Genomic DNA, 15,198 nt, shown 5'->3' on the forward strand with positions numbered 1-15,198 from the left:
AGAGTTCAAGGCCGGCGGATAGCGCGCGCATCGCACCCCCTTTGCGCGGCCCCTTCGCTGGTGTAAGGGGCCTGCATGCCCGCAAATCCTGCGATTCCTGCCGCCGGCCTTGGTGCCGAAGACGCTGCCGCGCTGTTCGACCTGCCGCGCGCGGCGGCCGACTGCCGCATCGTCGTCGCCATGTCGGGCGGGGTCGATTCCTCGGTCGTCGCCGCGCTGGCCCATGCGAGCGGGGCGGAAGTGATCGGCATCACGCTGCAGCTGTACGACTATGGCGCGGCCACCGGGCGCAAGGGCGCGTGCTGTGCGGGCGACGATATTGCCGACGCGCGCGCCGTGGCGGACCGGCTGGGTATCGCGCACTATGTCTTCGACCATGAAAGCGCCTTTCGCGAAGACGTGGTCGAGAATTTCGCCGACGAGTATCTCGCCGGGCGCACCCCGATCCCCTGTATCCGTTGCAACATGGGGCCCAAGTTCACCGACCTGTTCAAGATGGCGCGCGATCTGGGCGCCGATTGCCTCGCGACCGGACACTACGTCCGCCGCGTGATGGGTGCGGGCGGCCCCGAATTGCACCGCGCCGCCGATCCCGCGCGCGACCAGAGCTATTTCCTTTACGCGACGACCGACGACCAGCTCGACTACCTGCGCTTTCCGCTGGGCGGACTGCCCAAGGCGCAGGTGCGCGCGCTGGCCGACGCCTACGGCCTGCGCAACGCGGCCAAGCCCGACAGCCAGGACATCTGCTTCGTGCCCGACGGCGATTACGCCAGGATCGTCACGAAGATGCGGCCCGAAGGCGCGCGCGGCGGGCCGATCGTCCACGCCGAAACGGGCGAGGAACTGGGCCGCCATCCGGGCATCATCCACTTCACCGTTGGCCAGCGCCGCGGGCTGGAGATCGGCGGTCAGGCCGAACCGCTCTATGTCGTTGGCGTGGATGCGGAAAAGGCGGAGCTGAAGGTCGGGCCCAAGCGCCTGCTCGCCGTGACCGCCGCCACGGTGGTGGAAACCAACCGCATCGGCGCGCTGCCCGATGCGCCGCTGACCGCCAAGGTCCGCAGCCTGTCGAAGCCGGTGCCGGTCACGCTGGACGGCGCGATCGGCGGCGGCGCGAACATCCGCATCGTTTTCGAGACGCCCGAATACGGCGTCGCGCCGGGCCAGGCGGCGGTGATCTATGCCGGCGACCGGGTGGTCGGTGGCGGCTGGATCGACGCGACCGAATCCGCGGCGCGGGCGCTCGCCGCTTGAGCTTCTGGCGCGGCAGGCCGGGGCAGGTGCCGCCCGCCGCGCTCGTCCTGCTCGGCCTGTTCTTCGCCCTGCCCTTCGCGCTCTATTTCCTGCCCCGGTCCGGAATCGGACAGCAGGCCTACGAACCGCCGCGCTATGAAACCCGGTGGGAGGTGCCCGCGGGCGAGGCGGACAGCGCGCCGACGAAAGGGATGACGCTGGGCGCCAATGGGTACGGCACAGTGACCGATGCCCCGCAGGCTCTCGCCACTCAGCCGCCGCCCGGCTCGACACTGGGACGATACCCGGACCCGCTCGTTGCGCACGATGTCGCCCGGTTCTTCGCCGCCTTCCCCGTCCGCACATGGCTCAATCCGCCCGAGGACGGCGTCATCACCTGCACGCTGGAAGGGCCGGCGATGTGGCAAGGCCATCTCGAATTGCGCGACGGGTGCCTTCTTTTCATCGACGACAGGGGCGCGCCGCCCGCACTGGCGCTGATCGCCGGAGCCGGAGCGTTTCGCGATCCCGAAGGCTACCTCGCCATCGGCCTGGCGGAAGGCGAGGCGCAATACCGCATCCGGGTGGGCGAGCGGGGCGGGACTTACGAAGGCCACGGCTGCTCGCGTCCCGATTACATCCCAGCGCCGGCAGGGCTGGCGAAGGCCTGCGGCGTGAAGCGCATGGTCAATATCGCGCAAGTGACGCGCGAAGCGTGGTGTTCGCCCGAAACGCTGGAGCGGCTGGAGGCGCAGGGCGACGATTACCGGCGATACGAGGCGGCGCGGCAGGAAGCCGAGGCGATCTGCCGCGCCAAGCAGGCTGCAACGCCCGCCGGACGTCCGGCAGAACCGTGCCAGCCGAATTCCCCGCCCGCCCCGTTGCCGTACGATCTCCACAATCCCGGCTGCAAGCTTCCCGATGGATTCCGCGAACGCTTGCTGGCAGAGTAGTCAGCCGTCCCAGCTTTCCAGCACGCAGCCATAGCCTTCGCGATAGGTCGCGGTCTGGCTTTCGAGCAGCGGGAAGCTGGCGGTGACGCTTTTCGCCTCCGCATCCTCGCTCAGCGAAATCAGCTCCATGCCGGGCTCGAAATCCTTTTCGCAATCGCCCAGCGAGCGCCCGCCGACATAGCGGCAGGAACACGCCACCCGCGCGCCATAGGACGTGCCGGCAATGGCATAGCCCTTCGCCGTGTCTTCATAGGTGAGCCACGCCGCGCCCACGGCGACCAGCACTGCCACGAACAGGTAAGGCCAGATACGACTGCGCGTATTGTCCGTCTTTCGTGTGCGCTTTGCGGTTGCCATCCTGCCTGCTCTCGCCAATGAAGCGCCCCGAAATGATGCGCCGCCTATCCCCTATCGCCGCCACCGCCTTCGCGCCAGCCCTGCTGCTGGCCGCCTGTTCTCCCGAGGCGGAAACGGGCCCCGCGCCGCTGACCGAAGAGGCGCTGGCCGCCGTCACCGACAATGCCGGCGCCCCGCGCGAGCAGCTGGCGCGGCAGGTAGACGACCTGTTCAGCGATCCGCTGGTGGCGGAAACCCGCGCGGTTATCGTCGTCGCCAATGGAGAGCTGGCGGCGGAGCGGTACGGCGAAGGCTACGGGCCGGAAACGCGCTTCATTTCCTGGTCGATGGCAAAGACGGTCACCGCCGTGCTGATCGGCATGCTGGTTTCGGAAGGCAAGCTCGACCTCGACCGCGGACCGCCGATCCCGGCCTGGCGCCGTACAGGCGACCCGCGCGGGGACATCACCCTGCGCCAGCTGCTGCAGATGCGCAGCGGCCTGCGCCACACGGAAGCGGGCGATCCGGTCTACGAATCGGACGAGGTTCGCATGCTGTTCCTCGACGGGCGCGACGACATGGCCGCCTGGGCCGAGGCGCAGCCGCCGGAAGCGGGCGCGGGCGCGAAGTTCGAATATTCTTCCAACACCACGGTCATCCTCGCCGATATCGCCGCGCGGGTGCTGGCGGGACAGGATGCGAGCCCCGAAGAACGGCGCGCGGCGGTCGCGGGTTACTTGCGCGAACAGCTGTTCGGTCCGCTCGGTATGGATTCCATGCTGCCCGAATTCGATGCGGGCGGCACGCTGATCGGCGGCAGCCTGATGCACGCCACCGCGCGCGACTGGGCCAAGTTCGGCGAATTCCTGCGGCGCAAGGGGCGCACGGCCGACGGGGTGCAGCTGGTGCCCAAGGCGTGGGTGGAGTTCATGACGCGCCCCTCCCCGCGCGAGGAGCAGTACGGTGCGCAGACCTGGCTCAACCGCAAGCCGACCAATGGCGATCCGGTGCTGTTCCCCGGCACCGGTGCGGACACGCTGTTCTCGATGGTCGGCCACCTCGGCCAGTATGTCATCGTCTCGCCCGACCAGGGGCTGACGGTGGTCCGGCTGGGCAAGACGCAGGATGCCGAGCGCGCGCCGCTGGTGAAGGCGCTGGGCGACATCGTCGAGCTTTACCCTTCCAGGTAAAAGCTTCCTTCGACCACCGTCACGCAATTGCCGCCGAGCCATGCCGTCGCGCCGTCGCGGCGGCAGGTGAGCGTACCGCTCCGCGCGCTCGCCTGGTGCGCGGTGAAGTTGTCGCGTTCCAGCCTTTCGGTCCAGAAATGGGTCAGCACCGCATGGGCGGAGCCTGTGACGCTGTCTTCGTCCACCCCGCCGCCCGGCACGAACACGCGGCTGAGGACGTCACTCCCTTCCCCCGGCGCGGTGCAGATGAACTGGTCGTTCCCCAATGCGCCAAGGCCGCGCAGGTCGGGATCGAGCGCGCGTACCGTTTCGGCGCTGTCGTAAAGGAAGACGTTGTATCGCGTGTCGTTGCGCCAGACTTCCTGCGGCTCCACGCCCAGCAGGCGGACCGCCTCGTCCCACGGCTCCGGCGCGGTTTCGATCAGCGGCAAGCCGACTTCGTAGCCCGCATCGACCCGGCGTACTTCGAGATTGCCGGCCAGCCGCGTGCGGAAGGTCACCCGGTCGCCGCCATCCTGCCCCAGCAGAACGTGACCGCTCGCCAGAGTAGCATGGCCGCATAGCCGCACTTCCTCGGTCGGGGTGAACCAGCGCAATTCGTAATCGGTCTCTCCGCCCGCATCGGGGATGACGAAGGCGGTTTCGGCGAACATGTTCTCCGCCGCGATGGCCTGCAGCACCTCGTCGTCGAGCCAGCTTTCCAGCGGCATCACCGCCGCCTGGTTGCCGGTGAAGGGCCGGTCGGCAAAGGCATTGACGTGGGTGTACGGCAGTTTCATGCGCCGTCCTCGCCGCTGGCCAGCGCGGCAAATTCATCCTGTTCCACCAGCGTGTTGCCCGGTTCGTCCACATGGCCCGCGGGGTCGATGTGGATGAACAGCTCCAGACCTGGGAATTCGCGCAGCAGGTCTTCCTCGACCCGCTCGATGATGTCGTGCGACTGGCCCACGGTCATTTCCTCCGGCAAGTCGACGTGGAACTGCGCGAAATCGACATGGCCGGCGGTGCGCGTGCGCAGGTCGTGGAGATTGGCGAGCTCCGGATGGCGCGCGGCGACTTCCACGAACCGGCGCCGCTTCGCCTCGGGCCATTCGCGGTCGAGCAGGTGGTCCAGAGCCTCGCGCGAAGCCTGCCACGCATTCCACCCCAGCCAGCCAGCGATGGCGAGGCCGAAAACGGGGTCCGCCCCGGTGATCCCGGCATAGCTATCCAGCGCGAGCGCCGCGATCACCGCAAGGTTGAGCAGCAGGTCGCTCTGGTAATGGGCATGGTCGGTCTTGATCGCGACCGAATTGGTCCGCGCCACGACATAGCGCTGCCACGCCAGCAGGGCGAAAGTCAGCACGATCGCCACCACCGACACGCCGATGCCTTCCGCCGGCGCCTCCACTCTCGCGCCGGCGAGCAATTGCTGCGTGCTGCGCAGAAGGATGCCGAAGGCGCTGAGTGCGATCAGCATGACCTGCACCAGCGCGGCGATCGATTCCGCCTTGCCGTGGCCGAAGCGATGCTCCCTGTCCGCGGGCTGGGAGGCGTACCAGACGCCGAATAGCGTCACGAGGCTGGCGACGAGGTCGAGCGCGCTGTCGGCAAGGCTGCCGAGCATGGCGGCAGATCCCGTCTTCCACGTAGCCCACGCCTTGAGCGACACCAGCACCACGGCAACGGTGATCGAAGCTGCCGCCGCACTCTTGGCGAGGCTCGTTTCGGCTGGCGCGCGCGCGGTCACGGGTACAACATCCGGCTGGTCCATTCCACATCCGGCCCGCCGCGTTCGAACACGCGCCGCTCGTGCATGCGGTATTCGCGGTCCTGCCAGAATTCGATCCGCGTCGGGCACAGGCGGAAACCGGTCCAGTGCCGCGGGCGCGGCACGGGGCCGTCGGCGCCGTAACGCTCCTCCAGCTCGGCGACGCGGCGCATATAGACCTCGCGCGAAGGCAGGGTGCGCGACTGGTCCGATGCGGCGGAGGCGATCTGCGATTGCGGGTGGCGCGAATGGAAATATTCGTCTGCCATCGCGTCGCTCACCTGTTCCAGCGGGCCTTCGATGCGGATCTGGCGGCGCAGGCTCTTCCAGTGAAACAGCATCGCGGCCTGGCGGTTGGCGAGGATTTCGCCCCCCTTTCGGCTTTCCGCGTTGGTGTAGAACACGAAACCGCCGCCCGTGCCGCAATCCGGCCCGTGACCTTTCAGCAGCACCATCCGCACCGATGGCGCCCCGTCCGGCGTGGCGGTGGCAAGCGCCATGGCATTGGGATCGTTCGGCTCGCTGTCCTTCGCCTCGGCGAGCCACGCGTCGAACGTGCCGAAGGGATCGGCGGCGGGAATGCCTGCCGCGCTAGCCGACACGGGAAAACCCTTGCCCCGTGGCCGTGGGACCCGCAAACGGGATAACGCGTTGTCGCAAGAGGATCATGGCACCCCCTTACCACCCCCTTCGCCTGAGGAAAGGCCGCAGCCACGAGGCGGCGCCCGCAAGAGGCCCGGAAGCGGCTCGAGGCCACTTGCCGCGCGCGAGTGGGTTGCCTAACTAACACACCATGGCCGATCCCTACACCACACTGGGCGTATCCCGCTCCGCCAGCGAGAAGGACATCAAGTCCGCCTATCGCAAGCTGGCGAAGGAACTCCACCCCGACCGCAACACCGACAATCCGCAAGCGGCGGAGCGATTCAGCGAAGTCACCAACGCCTACGACCTCCTGTCCGATGCGGACAAGCGCGCGCGCTTCGACCGGGGCGAGATCGACGCGAATGGCGAGCCGGTTAATCCGTTCGCCGGTGGCGGGTTCGGCGGCGGCTTCAATCCCAGCGGCGGCAGGCCTGGCGGTCCCGGTGGGCAGGGCGGTTTCCGCGCGCAGGATTTCGGCGCGGAAGGCGTGGACCTGGGCGATTTGTTCGAAGGGCTGTTCGGCGGCGGGAGTGGCGCCCGGGGCGCAGGCGGCGGCTTCGGCCGGCAGAGCGCCGGCACGCGGCGGCCCCCGCCGGTCGGCGCGAATGTGCAGTACCGGCTGCGCGTCCCCTTCGTCGATGCGGCCGCGCGCAAGGACCAGCGCATCACATTGTCCGACGGCAAGACCATCGACCTCAAGCTTCCCGCCGGGGTCGAGGACGGCACGCAGATGCGCCTCAAGGGCAAAGGCGAGCAGGGGCCGGGCGGCGCCGGCGACGCGCTCGTCACCATCGGCATCGACGGCCACCGCTTCTTCCGCCGCGACGGCGACAATATCCGCATGGACCTGCCCATCACGCTCGACGAAGCGGTGAACGGCGCGAAGGTCCGGGTGCCCACCGTGGATGGCGCGGTGATGTTGACGATCAAGCCGGGCAGCAATGGCGGCACGGTGATGCGCCTGTCGGGCAAGGGCTTCTCGAAGAAATCGGGCGGGCGCGGTGACCAGCTCGTCACACTGGAAATCCAGCTGCCCGACGATGTCTCCGCCCTGAAGGACCGCCTCGGCGACTGGACCGACGGCCGCGACGTGCGCAAGGACCTTACCGCCTGATGGCGAGCGAGGCGATCCGCGAGGAGGAAGAGCCTCACGCCGGGCCGCCGGTTCCCAACCATACGCCCGAAGGCCGCCGCCGGGCGGCGCTCATGCACCGGCTGGAGAAGCATCGCGGCCCGATCGAGCGCGGCCGGGACATATTCAAGCGCGTAATCGTCGGCACCTATAACGACGGTTTCATCCATGCAGGCAACCTTGCCTACATGGCCATGCTGGCGATCTTTCCCTTCTTCATCCTGGGCGCGGCGCTGTTCACCCTGGTGGGCGAAGACGGGGACCGCGCCGCTGCCATCGATGCGATCCTGTTCGCCCTGCCTCCGGTGGTCGCCAACGTGATCGAGCCGGTCGCCCGCAACGTGGTCGATGCCCGCAACGGCTGGCTGCTGTGGGCGGGCGGCTTCTTCGGCCTGTGGACGGTCGGTAGCCTGATCGAGACCATCCGCGACATCCTGCGCCGCGCCTATGGCACGGAGGCGACGCTGAGCTTCTGGCGCTACCGCCTCATTTCCAGCGGCGTGATTGTCGGTGCGGTCGTTCTGCTGATGGTCTCGCTGCTGTTGCAGGTGATGATCGGCGCCATCAGCGAAGCTGTCGAGGCGACCAGCCCGTGGCTGACCGACCTGATATCCAGCCTCGCCCTGTCGCGTTTCGTGCCCGCGCTCGGCCTGTTCCTGTCGATCTACCTCTTGTTCTACTCGCTCACCCCGGCGCATTACCGCGTGCGGCGCTATCCCAAGTGGCCGGGCGCGCTTGTCGTTACGGCATGGTGGGTTGCGGTGACGCTCGCCCTGCCCCCGGTGCTCGCCAACCTGTTCACCTACGATCTCACCTACGGCAGCCTTGCCGGGGCGATGATCGCCCTTTTCTTTTTCTGGCTGGTGGGCCTAGGGATGGTCGTGGGCGCACAATTGAACGCAGCGCTGGCCGAAACGCCCGAGGAACAGGCGGTAGCGGCGCAGGCGGCATGACCAAGGGTACGGAGCGAATATGGGCGGTTTGATGGCTGGCAAGCGCGGCCTCATCATGGGGCTGGCGAACGACAAGTCGCTGGCATGGGGGATCGCCAGGGCGTGCCACGAGCACGGCGCGGAACTGGCCTTCTCGTTCCAGGGGGAGGCGCTGGAGAAGCGCGTCCGACCGCTTGCCGAGCAGGTCGGCAGCGATTTCCTGATCCCCTGCGACGTCTCCGACATGGACGCGATGGACCGCGCCTTTGCCGCCATTGAGCAGCGCTGGGGCAAGCTGGATTTTCTCGTCCATGCCATCGGCTTTTCCGACAAGTCGGAACTGCGCGGGAAATATGTCGACACCAGCCTCGACAATTTCCTGATGACGATGAACATTTCCGCCTATTCGCTCGTCGCCGCAGCCAAGCGCTCCGCGCCGCTGATGACCGATGGCGGCAGCATCGTAACGCTGACCTACTACGGCGCGGAGAAGGTGATCCCGCATTACAATGTGATGGGCGTGGCCAAGGCGGCGCTGGAAACCAGCGTGCAGTATCTTGCCAACGACCTCGGCCCGCAGAACATCCGCGTGAACGCGATCAGCGCCGGCCCGATCAAGACGCTTGCCGCCAGCGGAATCGGCGATTTCCGCTACATCCTGAAATGGAACGAGCTGAATTCGCCCATGCGCCGCAACGTCACGATCGACGATGTCGGCGGGTCGGGCCTGTATTTCGTGTCCGACCTGTCCAGCGGCGTGACCGGCGAAACGCACCATGTCGATGCAGGCTACCACGTGGTCGGCATGAAGCAGGAAGACGCGCCCGATATCGCGCTCGACTAGGCGCGCGTCGCTAAAGCAGCTTGCCCGTCAGCAGGTCGTAGAACAGCGCGATCCACACCAATGCGAAGACATAGAACACGCCGGTCTTGAAGGGCGCGCGCGGCCGCGCCAGCTGCGGGTATCCGGCGGGCCATTGCAGCAGCACCTTCGCACCCAGCGGCGGGTCGGGCACGGCGGAATTGAAGGCGGCCCGCGTCTCGCGCCGGATGCTGCCGTCCTCGAAAGAGATCACGGCCAGGAAGCCGCCGTCTTCCAGCACGTGGCTCGACACCGTGCCGAAGGCGCGCCGCGTGCCCTTCACCAGCCGCAGCAAATCCGGCCAGCCGACCCGCACGAGTACGTAGAGCCCGGCCGCGATGCCGAGGATGAAGATCGCATCCAGCATGGCGGCAGGGCTTAGCCTGCCGCGCGCCGCTCCTCAATCGCAGGGGTTTGCGCAGCCGGCTGGTCAGGCCAGATGCCGCGCGTGTCGTATACCGCCTTGGCGCTGCGTTCCTCCAGCGGCACGGAGCGGAACAGGTCGTGGTCGACCAGCACCACCAGCACGTCGCAGGTTTCGAGCGCGGTATCGATGTCGACCAGCTCCGCCCCGGTGTCGGTGAATTCGATCGGCAGTTTCTCTGCGTAAGGCTCCACCACCTTGACACGCTCACCGTAACGCCGCGCCAGCGTTGCCGCGACGAGGCGAGCGGGGCTTTCGCGGAAATCGTCGATATTCGCCTTGAAGGCGAGGCCGAGGCAGGCGATTTTTGCGTGCGGATGGGCATCGACCAGCGCGCTCGCCTGGCGGATCGCGTGGTGGATCTTGCCGTCGTTCACACCGCGGGCGGTGCGGATCAGCGGCGTCTGCTCCGGCGCGCCGTGGACGATGAACCACGGGTCCACCGCGATACAGTGGCCGCCGACGCCGGGGCCCGGCGACAGGATGTTCACGCGCGGATGCCGGTTGGCGAGGCGGATCACCTCCCACACATCCATGTCCATCGCGTCCGCCACCATCGACAATTCGTTGGCGAAGGCGATGTTCACGTCGCGATAGGCGTTTTCGACCAGCTTGGTCATTTCCGCGCTGCGGGCATCGGTGGTGACGCAGGTGCCGCGCACGAAACGCTTGTAGAAGGACAGCGCCTTGCGCGCACAGCGCGGCGTGATCCCGCCGATCGAGCGGTCGTTATGGGTCAGTTCTTCAAGGATCTTCCCCGGCAGCACGCGCTCGGGGCAATAGGCGATCGCGATGTCGGGCGTGCCATCGGCCAGGCCCGGCATCGCCAGGTCCGGCCGCGCTTCGGCCACGAGATCGCGAATCGTCTCTGTCGTGCCGATCGGACTGGTCGATTCAAGGATGATCGTGTCGCCTGCTTTCAGCACCGAAGCGACCGCACGGGCGGCGCTTGCGACATAGGACAGGTCGGGCGTGTGGTGCCCATCCTTGGCAAAGGGAGTCGGCACCGCGATCACGAAGACGTCTGCGGGCACCACTTCGGTGGATGCGCGCAGCTTGCCGTTCTTGACCACCGCCTGCACCAGCCCGTCGAGATCGACTTCCTCGATATGGATTTCGCCGCGATTGATCGTATCGACCACGATCCGCGACACATCCATGCCGGTCACGTCCATCCCGCTGCGGGCGATGATCGCGGCCGTAGGCAGGCCGATGTAGCCGAGGCCGACGACGCAGACGGTGGGTGCGGTTTCTCCGCGCATTACCAAAAACTCCCGTTTGTTCGGGAGGATCAATCGCAGAATGAGGTAAATTAAACGGTAAGGATGCGCCCTATTCCGCCAGCAGGTCGGCGATGCGCTGCGCGCTTTTGCCGTCGCCGAAGGGATTGTGCGCCCGCGCCATGGCCGCATAGGCTTCCGCGTCGTCCAGCAGGCGCGATGCTTCGGCAACGATTGTGTCGGCATCGGTGCCGACCAGTTTCGCCGTGCCCGCCGCCACGCCTTCGGGCCGTTCGGTCGTCTCGCGCATGACCAGCACCGGCTTGCCGAGCGCGGGCGCCTCTTCCTGCACCCCGCCGCTGTCGGTCAGTATGAGGTCGGCGATGTCGAGAAGGCGCGCAAAATGCGGGTAATCGAGCGGCTCGATCAGCGCCACATTATCGAGGCCCGCCAGCGCATCGTTCATCACGCTGCGCACGTTGGGATTGAGGTGGACGGGGAAGATCACGGCGACGTCAGCGCGCGCGGCGAGGCTCTTCACGGCCTCGGCAATCGATGCCATGCCGCCACCGAAATTCTCCCGCCGGTGGCTGGTCATGCCGATGATGCGCTTGCCCGCGAAACGCCGTTCGAGATCCGCCAGGCCGGCGGCCAGCTGCGGCTCCTGCTCCACGCGGTCCACGATCCAGTGCAGCGCGTCGATCACCGTATTGCCCGTCACATGGACACTTTCCGGATCGACGTTTTCGCGCAGCAGCGCATCGCGCGACGTTTCCGTCGGGGCGCAGTGCAACGCGGCAAAGCTGCCGATGATCTTGCGGTTCACCTCTTCCGGCCACGGATGATACAGGTCGCCGGAACGCAGGCCCGCCTCGACATGGCTCACGGGAATCTTGCGGTAATAGGCGGCCAGCCCGCCGCACATGGCGGTTGCCGTATCACCCTGCACCACCACCCAGTCCGGCTGTTCCGCGTCGAGCACGTCGCCGATGCCCGTCAGCAGCCGCGCGGTCAGCGCATCGAGCGACTGGTCGGGCTGCATCACCGCAAGGTCGTGATGTGGTGCGATACCGGCGATATCCAGCACCTGGTCGAGCATGGCGCGATGCTGCCCGCTGACGCAGACGCGGCTGTCGAAGCGGTCGTCCGCGTCCAGCGCATGGACCAGCGGGAACAGCTTGATGGCTTCGGGCCGCGTGCCGAAAATCGTGAGGATGCGCTTGGTGGTGGCCGGGATAATGGCAGGGGTCATGGCCGGGGCCATAGCGCGGATTGGTTAAGGGCACATTTGCCCTGCGGTTTGCCTTGCCATTGGTCCTGACCCGCGGTCAGCCGATGAACTGCGTGCTGGCCGGGTCCACCGCGTTGCCATCCGCATCGACTTCCGCCGGTCCGCCGTTTGCGTCCAGCTCGACCGGCTGCGACGGGTCGATCATGCCGGTATCGGGCGTTTCGTCTGGGAGGGGCTCGCCGCGCTCGGCAGCGAGGCGCGCTTCGTATTCGCGTTCGATCATTTCGACCCGCTCCTGTTCCTCGGCCGCTTCCGCATCGATCGTGGCGAGGCGCTTCTGCCGCTCTTCCTCGATCAGCTGGCTGAACAACACGCCATCGGAATTGCGCTTCTCGGCATAGGCTTCCTCGATCATCTTTTGCGTGCAGCCGGTCCAGCCGCCTGAGCCGGTCGGGCTGCAGCTCATGATCCCGAATTCGCCGACCATCTGGAAGCTTTTCGCCCGTTCGCCCCAGGATTCGTTCTGCGGGCTGTCGCTGCGGCGCAGGTTGGCGGGGATCCGGTAGGGATCTTCCAGCACGCCGCAGACCGTGATGATCTCGTCGGTCGAGGCGGGGCATTCCTCCCCTTCCTGGATGTAGATCTGGTTGATCTTCACGTCGCCGTCCTGCGCCGCGGCGGGGGCGGACAGGCCGGCGGCGCCGATGGCGGCGGCGGAGAGGGCGAGCAGCGGGCGGATCATGGCGTAATCTCCGTGGCGAATAGGTCGCCGTTGCGTGAATAGGGCGCGATGCCCCGTGAACCTGTGCTGAAACAGCGCGCGAGGCCCCATGGCAGTTCCGGCGATACGGGCAGTCAGATCCGCTCCGACAGGCGGATGGCGATCTTGCAGCCCAGCCGGATCGCGCCGGACAACAGCGGATAGGCCGGCGCGCTTTCCGCACCGTGGGCGATCGCGGCATCGCGATGCTCGCGCTCGTCCTCGCGGAATTCCTCGATCATGGCGGACAGTTCGGGATCGTCGCCCCGCTCTGCCAGCCGGTCGAGCTGGTCGGAGTAATGCTTGTCGATTTCGGTTTCGACGGCGGCGGTACATGCCATCGCCGCTTCGGGGCCGAGCAAGGCGGTCCCGGCGCCGAGCGCGAAGCCGGCGACGTTCCAGAACGGCTGCAGGGCGGTGGGGCGCACTCCGCGGCGGGCCATCAGCGCATCGAATTTCTCCCGGTGGCCTTCCTCCTGCGCGGCCATTGCGCGGATTTCGGCCGATTGCGGTCCGCGGCTGCCCATCACGGCGAGCTGGCCTTCGTAAATCCGCGTGGCGCCGAATTCGCCCGCCTGGTCGACGCGGATCATCCGGTCGAGTTCCTCGTCACGTCCCATCGTCATGCAGCTTTCGCCTTTCCGCCCAGCAGCAGGGCAAAGATCGTCAGGGCGCTAACGCACGAGATCAGGAAGTTGAACCCCGCAAGGCTGATCCCGGCCAGCGTCCACGCCGCCTGGTCGCAGCGGGTGGTGGGCGCGGCATTCAGGCTGTCGAGCGAGCCGGACAGGTCGGGCGTGAAGGTGGCGCAGCCGGTGATTCCTTCCCACCAGCCGTATTCGACCCCGGCATGGAACCCGCCGATCAGGCCCGAGGTAAGGATGCCGCCCGCCGCCATGGCGATCCAGAACCGGCGATAGGGCGCGAATGCCCCGACCAGCGCCAGCGCGATGGCGGCAAGATGCGGCCAGCGCTGCCACCAGCACATTTCGCACGGGTAGAGGTCGAAAACATGTTCGCCGATCAATGCGCCGCCCAGCAGCAATGCAGGCACGCCGAGCGCCAGGCGACGCGCAAGCTTTTCCCGCGGCGTTTCCAACCCCGTCCGCCCCATGGCCACCGATCAGTTACCGCGGCGTGCGGTGGCGGTACCGGTGGTGCGGCGCAGGGTCTTGATCGCGTAGTCGAGCTGGAAATCGTCGATCCCGGCGGCTTCGAGTTCCTCTGCCGTCTGGGTGAAACGCGGATCCTGCGCGCGGTCGCGCTCGAGCTCGCGCTCGTCGAGGTCGACTTCGTTGATCAGGCGCCCGCGCAAATCGCTTTCGCGCAGCTGGAAGCGCGCGCGCTGGGCGGCGTCCGGATCGGACAGCTGCGGCACCTTGATGTCCGGCTCGATCCCGCCTTCCTGCACACTGCGGCCCGAGGGCGTGTAATAGCGCGCCGTGGTGAGCTTGAGCGCGGTGTCGCGCGTCAGCGGCAGCAGCGACTGGACGCTGCCCTTGCCGAAGCTGCGTTCGCCCATCACGACCGCGCGGCGCTGGTCCTGCAGCGCGCCGGCCACGATCTCGCTGGCGGACGCGGAGCCCGCATCGATCAGCACGATCATCGGGACGTCGGCCGCCACGTCGCCGCGGAAAGCGGTTTCGGCGCGGTAGACGGCGTTGTCCTGCCGGTTGCGCCCGCGCTGCGACACGATCTGGCCTTCGGTCAGGAACAGGTCGGACAGAGTCACCGCCTCGTCCAGCGAGCCGCCCGGGTTGCGGCGCAGGTCGAGGACGAGGCCGCTCAGCTTGCTGCCGTTTTCCTTTTCCATCCGGCGTACGGCTTCGAACACGTCGGACCCGACATCGCGGCTGAATTCGTTGACCGAAACCACGCCGATGCCGCCCGCCATCAGTTCGTGGGTCACCGGCTCCAGTTCGATCAGCCCGCGGGTCACGGTCAGCTCGATCGGCTCGTCGCGGCCGGCGCGTACGATGGTCAGGTTGACCGGCGTGCCGGCAGGACCGCGCATCTTGCCGACGGCATAGTCGATATCCTCGCCGTAGATGAGCTCGCCTTCGACATGGGTGATGAAATCGCCCGCCTTGATGCCGGCGGCTTCGGCCGGACTGCCCTTGAAGGGCGAGACGACCTTCACCGCGCCGTCTTCCATCTGGATGGAAATGCCGAGGCCCTGGTAATTGCCGTCGATCAGCTGGTTCATCCGCTCCATGGCCTGGCCGTCGATATAGCCGCTGTGCGGGTCGAGCGCGCCAAGCATGCCGTCGATCGCGCCGCGGACCAGGACCTCGTCCTCCACCGGCTCCACATAGGATGCCTTGATGCGCTGGTAGACCGCGAACATCTTGTTGAATTCGCTGCCCGCGCGGGCATCGACCTGGGCGATGCTGGCCGTGGTGGCGGGAACCAGCGCGACCGCTGTCACGAGAGCGGCGGTGCGGGCGACGGCAGCGAGTTTACGCGCGGAGAAGGTCTTTGCCATGGGCGGAAGGATATAGCGCGGCCGAGCTTAATGCCAGCTTAT

Annotated in this window: 17 protein-coding genes; 6 read left to right on the plus strand and 11 right to left on the minus strand. The window is 67.2% G+C overall.

Annotated elements, in window-relative coordinates; genetic code table 11:
• Positions 1-75 precede the first annotated feature (75 nt).
• Complete coding sequence (gene mnmA / locus QQW98_RS04755; protein ID WP_290136394.1) at positions 76-1,257, plus strand: tRNA 2-thiouridine(34) synthase MnmA; 1,182 nt, start codon at positions 76-78, stop codon at positions 1,255-1,257.
• The gene (locus tag QQW98_RS04760) at positions 1,254-2,189 is read left to right on the plus strand and encodes a hypothetical protein (protein ID WP_290136395.1); all 936 of its coding nucleotides are present in this window, start codon (positions 1,254-1,256) and stop codon (positions 2,187-2,189) included. The genes mnmA and QQW98_RS04760 overlap by 4 nt, the downstream gene beginning before the upstream one ends.
• On the opposite strand, the gene QQW98_RS04765 is transcribed toward QQW98_RS04760, so the two are convergent.
• The gene (locus QQW98_RS04765; protein ID WP_290136396.1) at positions 2,190-2,546 is read right to left on the minus strand and encodes a hypothetical protein; all 357 of its coding nucleotides are present in this window, start codon (positions 2,544-2,546) and stop codon (positions 2,190-2,192) included.
• 32 nt (positions 2,547-2,578) lie between these two features.
• On the opposite strand from QQW98_RS04765, the gene QQW98_RS04770 reads away from it, so the two are divergent.
• On the plus strand, positions 2,579-3,715 hold the full coding sequence (locus tag QQW98_RS04770; protein WP_290136397.1) for a serine hydrolase domain-containing protein: 1,137 nt from the start codon (positions 2,579-2,581) through the stop codon (positions 3,713-3,715).
• Here QQW98_RS04770 and QQW98_RS04775 read toward each other — a convergent pair.
• The 3 genes from QQW98_RS04775 to pdxH are packed head-to-tail and all read right to left on the minus strand — an operon-like array spanning position 3,700 to position 6,067.
• Positions 3,700-4,494 carry a PhzF family phenazine biosynthesis protein gene (locus QQW98_RS04775; RefSeq protein WP_290136398.1) on the minus strand — a complete coding sequence of 265 codons (795 nt, stop codon included), beginning with the start codon at positions 4,492-4,494 and terminating at the stop codon, positions 3,700-3,702. The two genes, QQW98_RS04770 and QQW98_RS04775, sit on opposite strands and share 16 nt — an antisense overlap.
• Positions 4,491-5,468, minus strand: a complete 978-nt coding sequence (locus QQW98_RS04780; protein ID WP_290136399.1) for a cation diffusion facilitator family transporter — start codon at positions 5,466-5,468, stop codon at positions 4,491-4,493. The genes QQW98_RS04775 and QQW98_RS04780 overlap by 4 nt, the downstream gene beginning before the upstream one ends.
• Positions 5,441-6,067 (minus strand): pyridoxamine 5'-phosphate oxidase, encoded by a 627-nt coding sequence (pdxH, locus tag QQW98_RS04785; RefSeq protein WP_290136400.1) that lies wholly within the window; start codon positions 6,065-6,067, stop codon positions 5,441-5,443. Before pdxH ends, QQW98_RS04780 begins: the two co-directional genes overlap by 28 nt.
• Before the next feature lie 191 nt (positions 6,068-6,258).
• Here pdxH and QQW98_RS04790 point away from each other — a divergent pair, with 191 nt between their 5' ends.
• Genes QQW98_RS04790 through fabI form a run of 3 tightly spaced genes read left to right on the plus strand, consistent with a single transcriptional unit; the run spans position 6,259 to position 9,018 of the window.
• Entirely contained in the window at positions 6,259-7,224 is a 966-nt protein-coding gene (locus QQW98_RS04790; RefSeq protein ID WP_290136401.1) for a DnaJ C-terminal domain-containing protein, read from the plus strand.
• Positions 7,224-8,195, plus strand: coding sequence for a YihY/virulence factor BrkB family protein (locus QQW98_RS04795; RefSeq protein ID WP_290136402.1), 972 nt, complete (start codon positions 7,224-7,226; stop codon positions 8,193-8,195). The genes QQW98_RS04790 and QQW98_RS04795 overlap by 1 nt, the downstream gene beginning before the upstream one ends.
• Positions 8,196-8,214: 19 nt before the next feature.
• On the plus strand, positions 8,215-9,018 hold the full coding sequence (gene fabI, locus QQW98_RS04800) for an enoyl-ACP reductase FabI (protein ID WP_290136403.1): 804 nt from the start codon (positions 8,215-8,217) through the stop codon (positions 9,016-9,018).
• Positions 9,019-9,028: 10 nt separating this feature from the next.
• Here fabI and QQW98_RS04805 read toward each other — a convergent pair whose 3' ends face one another.
• The 7 genes from QQW98_RS04805 to QQW98_RS04835 all read right to left on the minus strand — a co-directional run bounded on the left by QQW98_RS04805 (position 9,029) and on the right by QQW98_RS04835 (position 15,156).
• Positions 9,029-9,403 carry a hypothetical protein gene (locus tag QQW98_RS04805; protein WP_290136404.1) on the minus strand — a complete coding sequence of 125 codons (375 nt, stop codon included), beginning with the start codon at positions 9,401-9,403 and terminating at the stop codon, positions 9,029-9,031.
• A gap of 11 nt (positions 9,404-9,414) precedes the next feature.
• Complete coding sequence (gene wecC / locus QQW98_RS04810) at positions 9,415-10,722, minus strand: UDP-N-acetyl-D-mannosamine dehydrogenase (protein WP_290136405.1); 1,308 nt, start codon at positions 10,720-10,722, stop codon at positions 9,415-9,417.
• A 70-nt stretch (positions 10,723-10,792) separates the two neighbouring features.
• On the minus strand, positions 10,793-11,932 hold the full coding sequence (gene wecB, locus QQW98_RS04815; protein ID WP_290136406.1) for a non-hydrolyzing UDP-N-acetylglucosamine 2-epimerase: 1,140 nt from the start codon (positions 11,930-11,932) through the stop codon (positions 10,793-10,795).
• 76 nt (positions 11,933-12,008) lie between these two features.
• Complete coding sequence (locus QQW98_RS04820; protein WP_290136407.1) at positions 12,009-12,653, minus strand: hypothetical protein; 645 nt, start codon at positions 12,651-12,653, stop codon at positions 12,009-12,011.
• Between the two features lie 113 nt (positions 12,654-12,766).
• Complete coding sequence (locus QQW98_RS04825) at positions 12,767-13,297, minus strand: demethoxyubiquinone hydroxylase family protein (RefSeq protein ID WP_404800867.1); 531 nt, start codon at positions 13,295-13,297, stop codon at positions 12,767-12,769.
• Positions 13,294-13,770, minus strand: a complete 477-nt coding sequence (locus tag QQW98_RS04830; RefSeq protein WP_319023303.1) for a disulfide bond formation protein B — start codon at positions 13,768-13,770, stop codon at positions 13,294-13,296. The genes QQW98_RS04825 and QQW98_RS04830 overlap by 4 nt, the downstream gene beginning before the upstream one ends.
• Before the next feature lie 24 nt (positions 13,771-13,794).
• Positions 13,795-15,156 carry a S41 family peptidase gene (locus QQW98_RS04835; RefSeq protein ID WP_290136408.1) on the minus strand — a complete coding sequence of 454 codons (1,362 nt, stop codon included), beginning with the start codon at positions 15,154-15,156 and terminating at the stop codon, positions 13,795-13,797.
• Positions 15,157-15,198: the final 42 nt, after the last annotated feature.

Source organism: Alteriqipengyuania flavescens, assembly GCF_030406725.1.
Classification (GTDB): Bacteria; Pseudomonadota; Alphaproteobacteria; order Sphingomonadales; family Sphingomonadaceae; genus Alteriqipengyuania_B; species Alteriqipengyuania_B flavescens.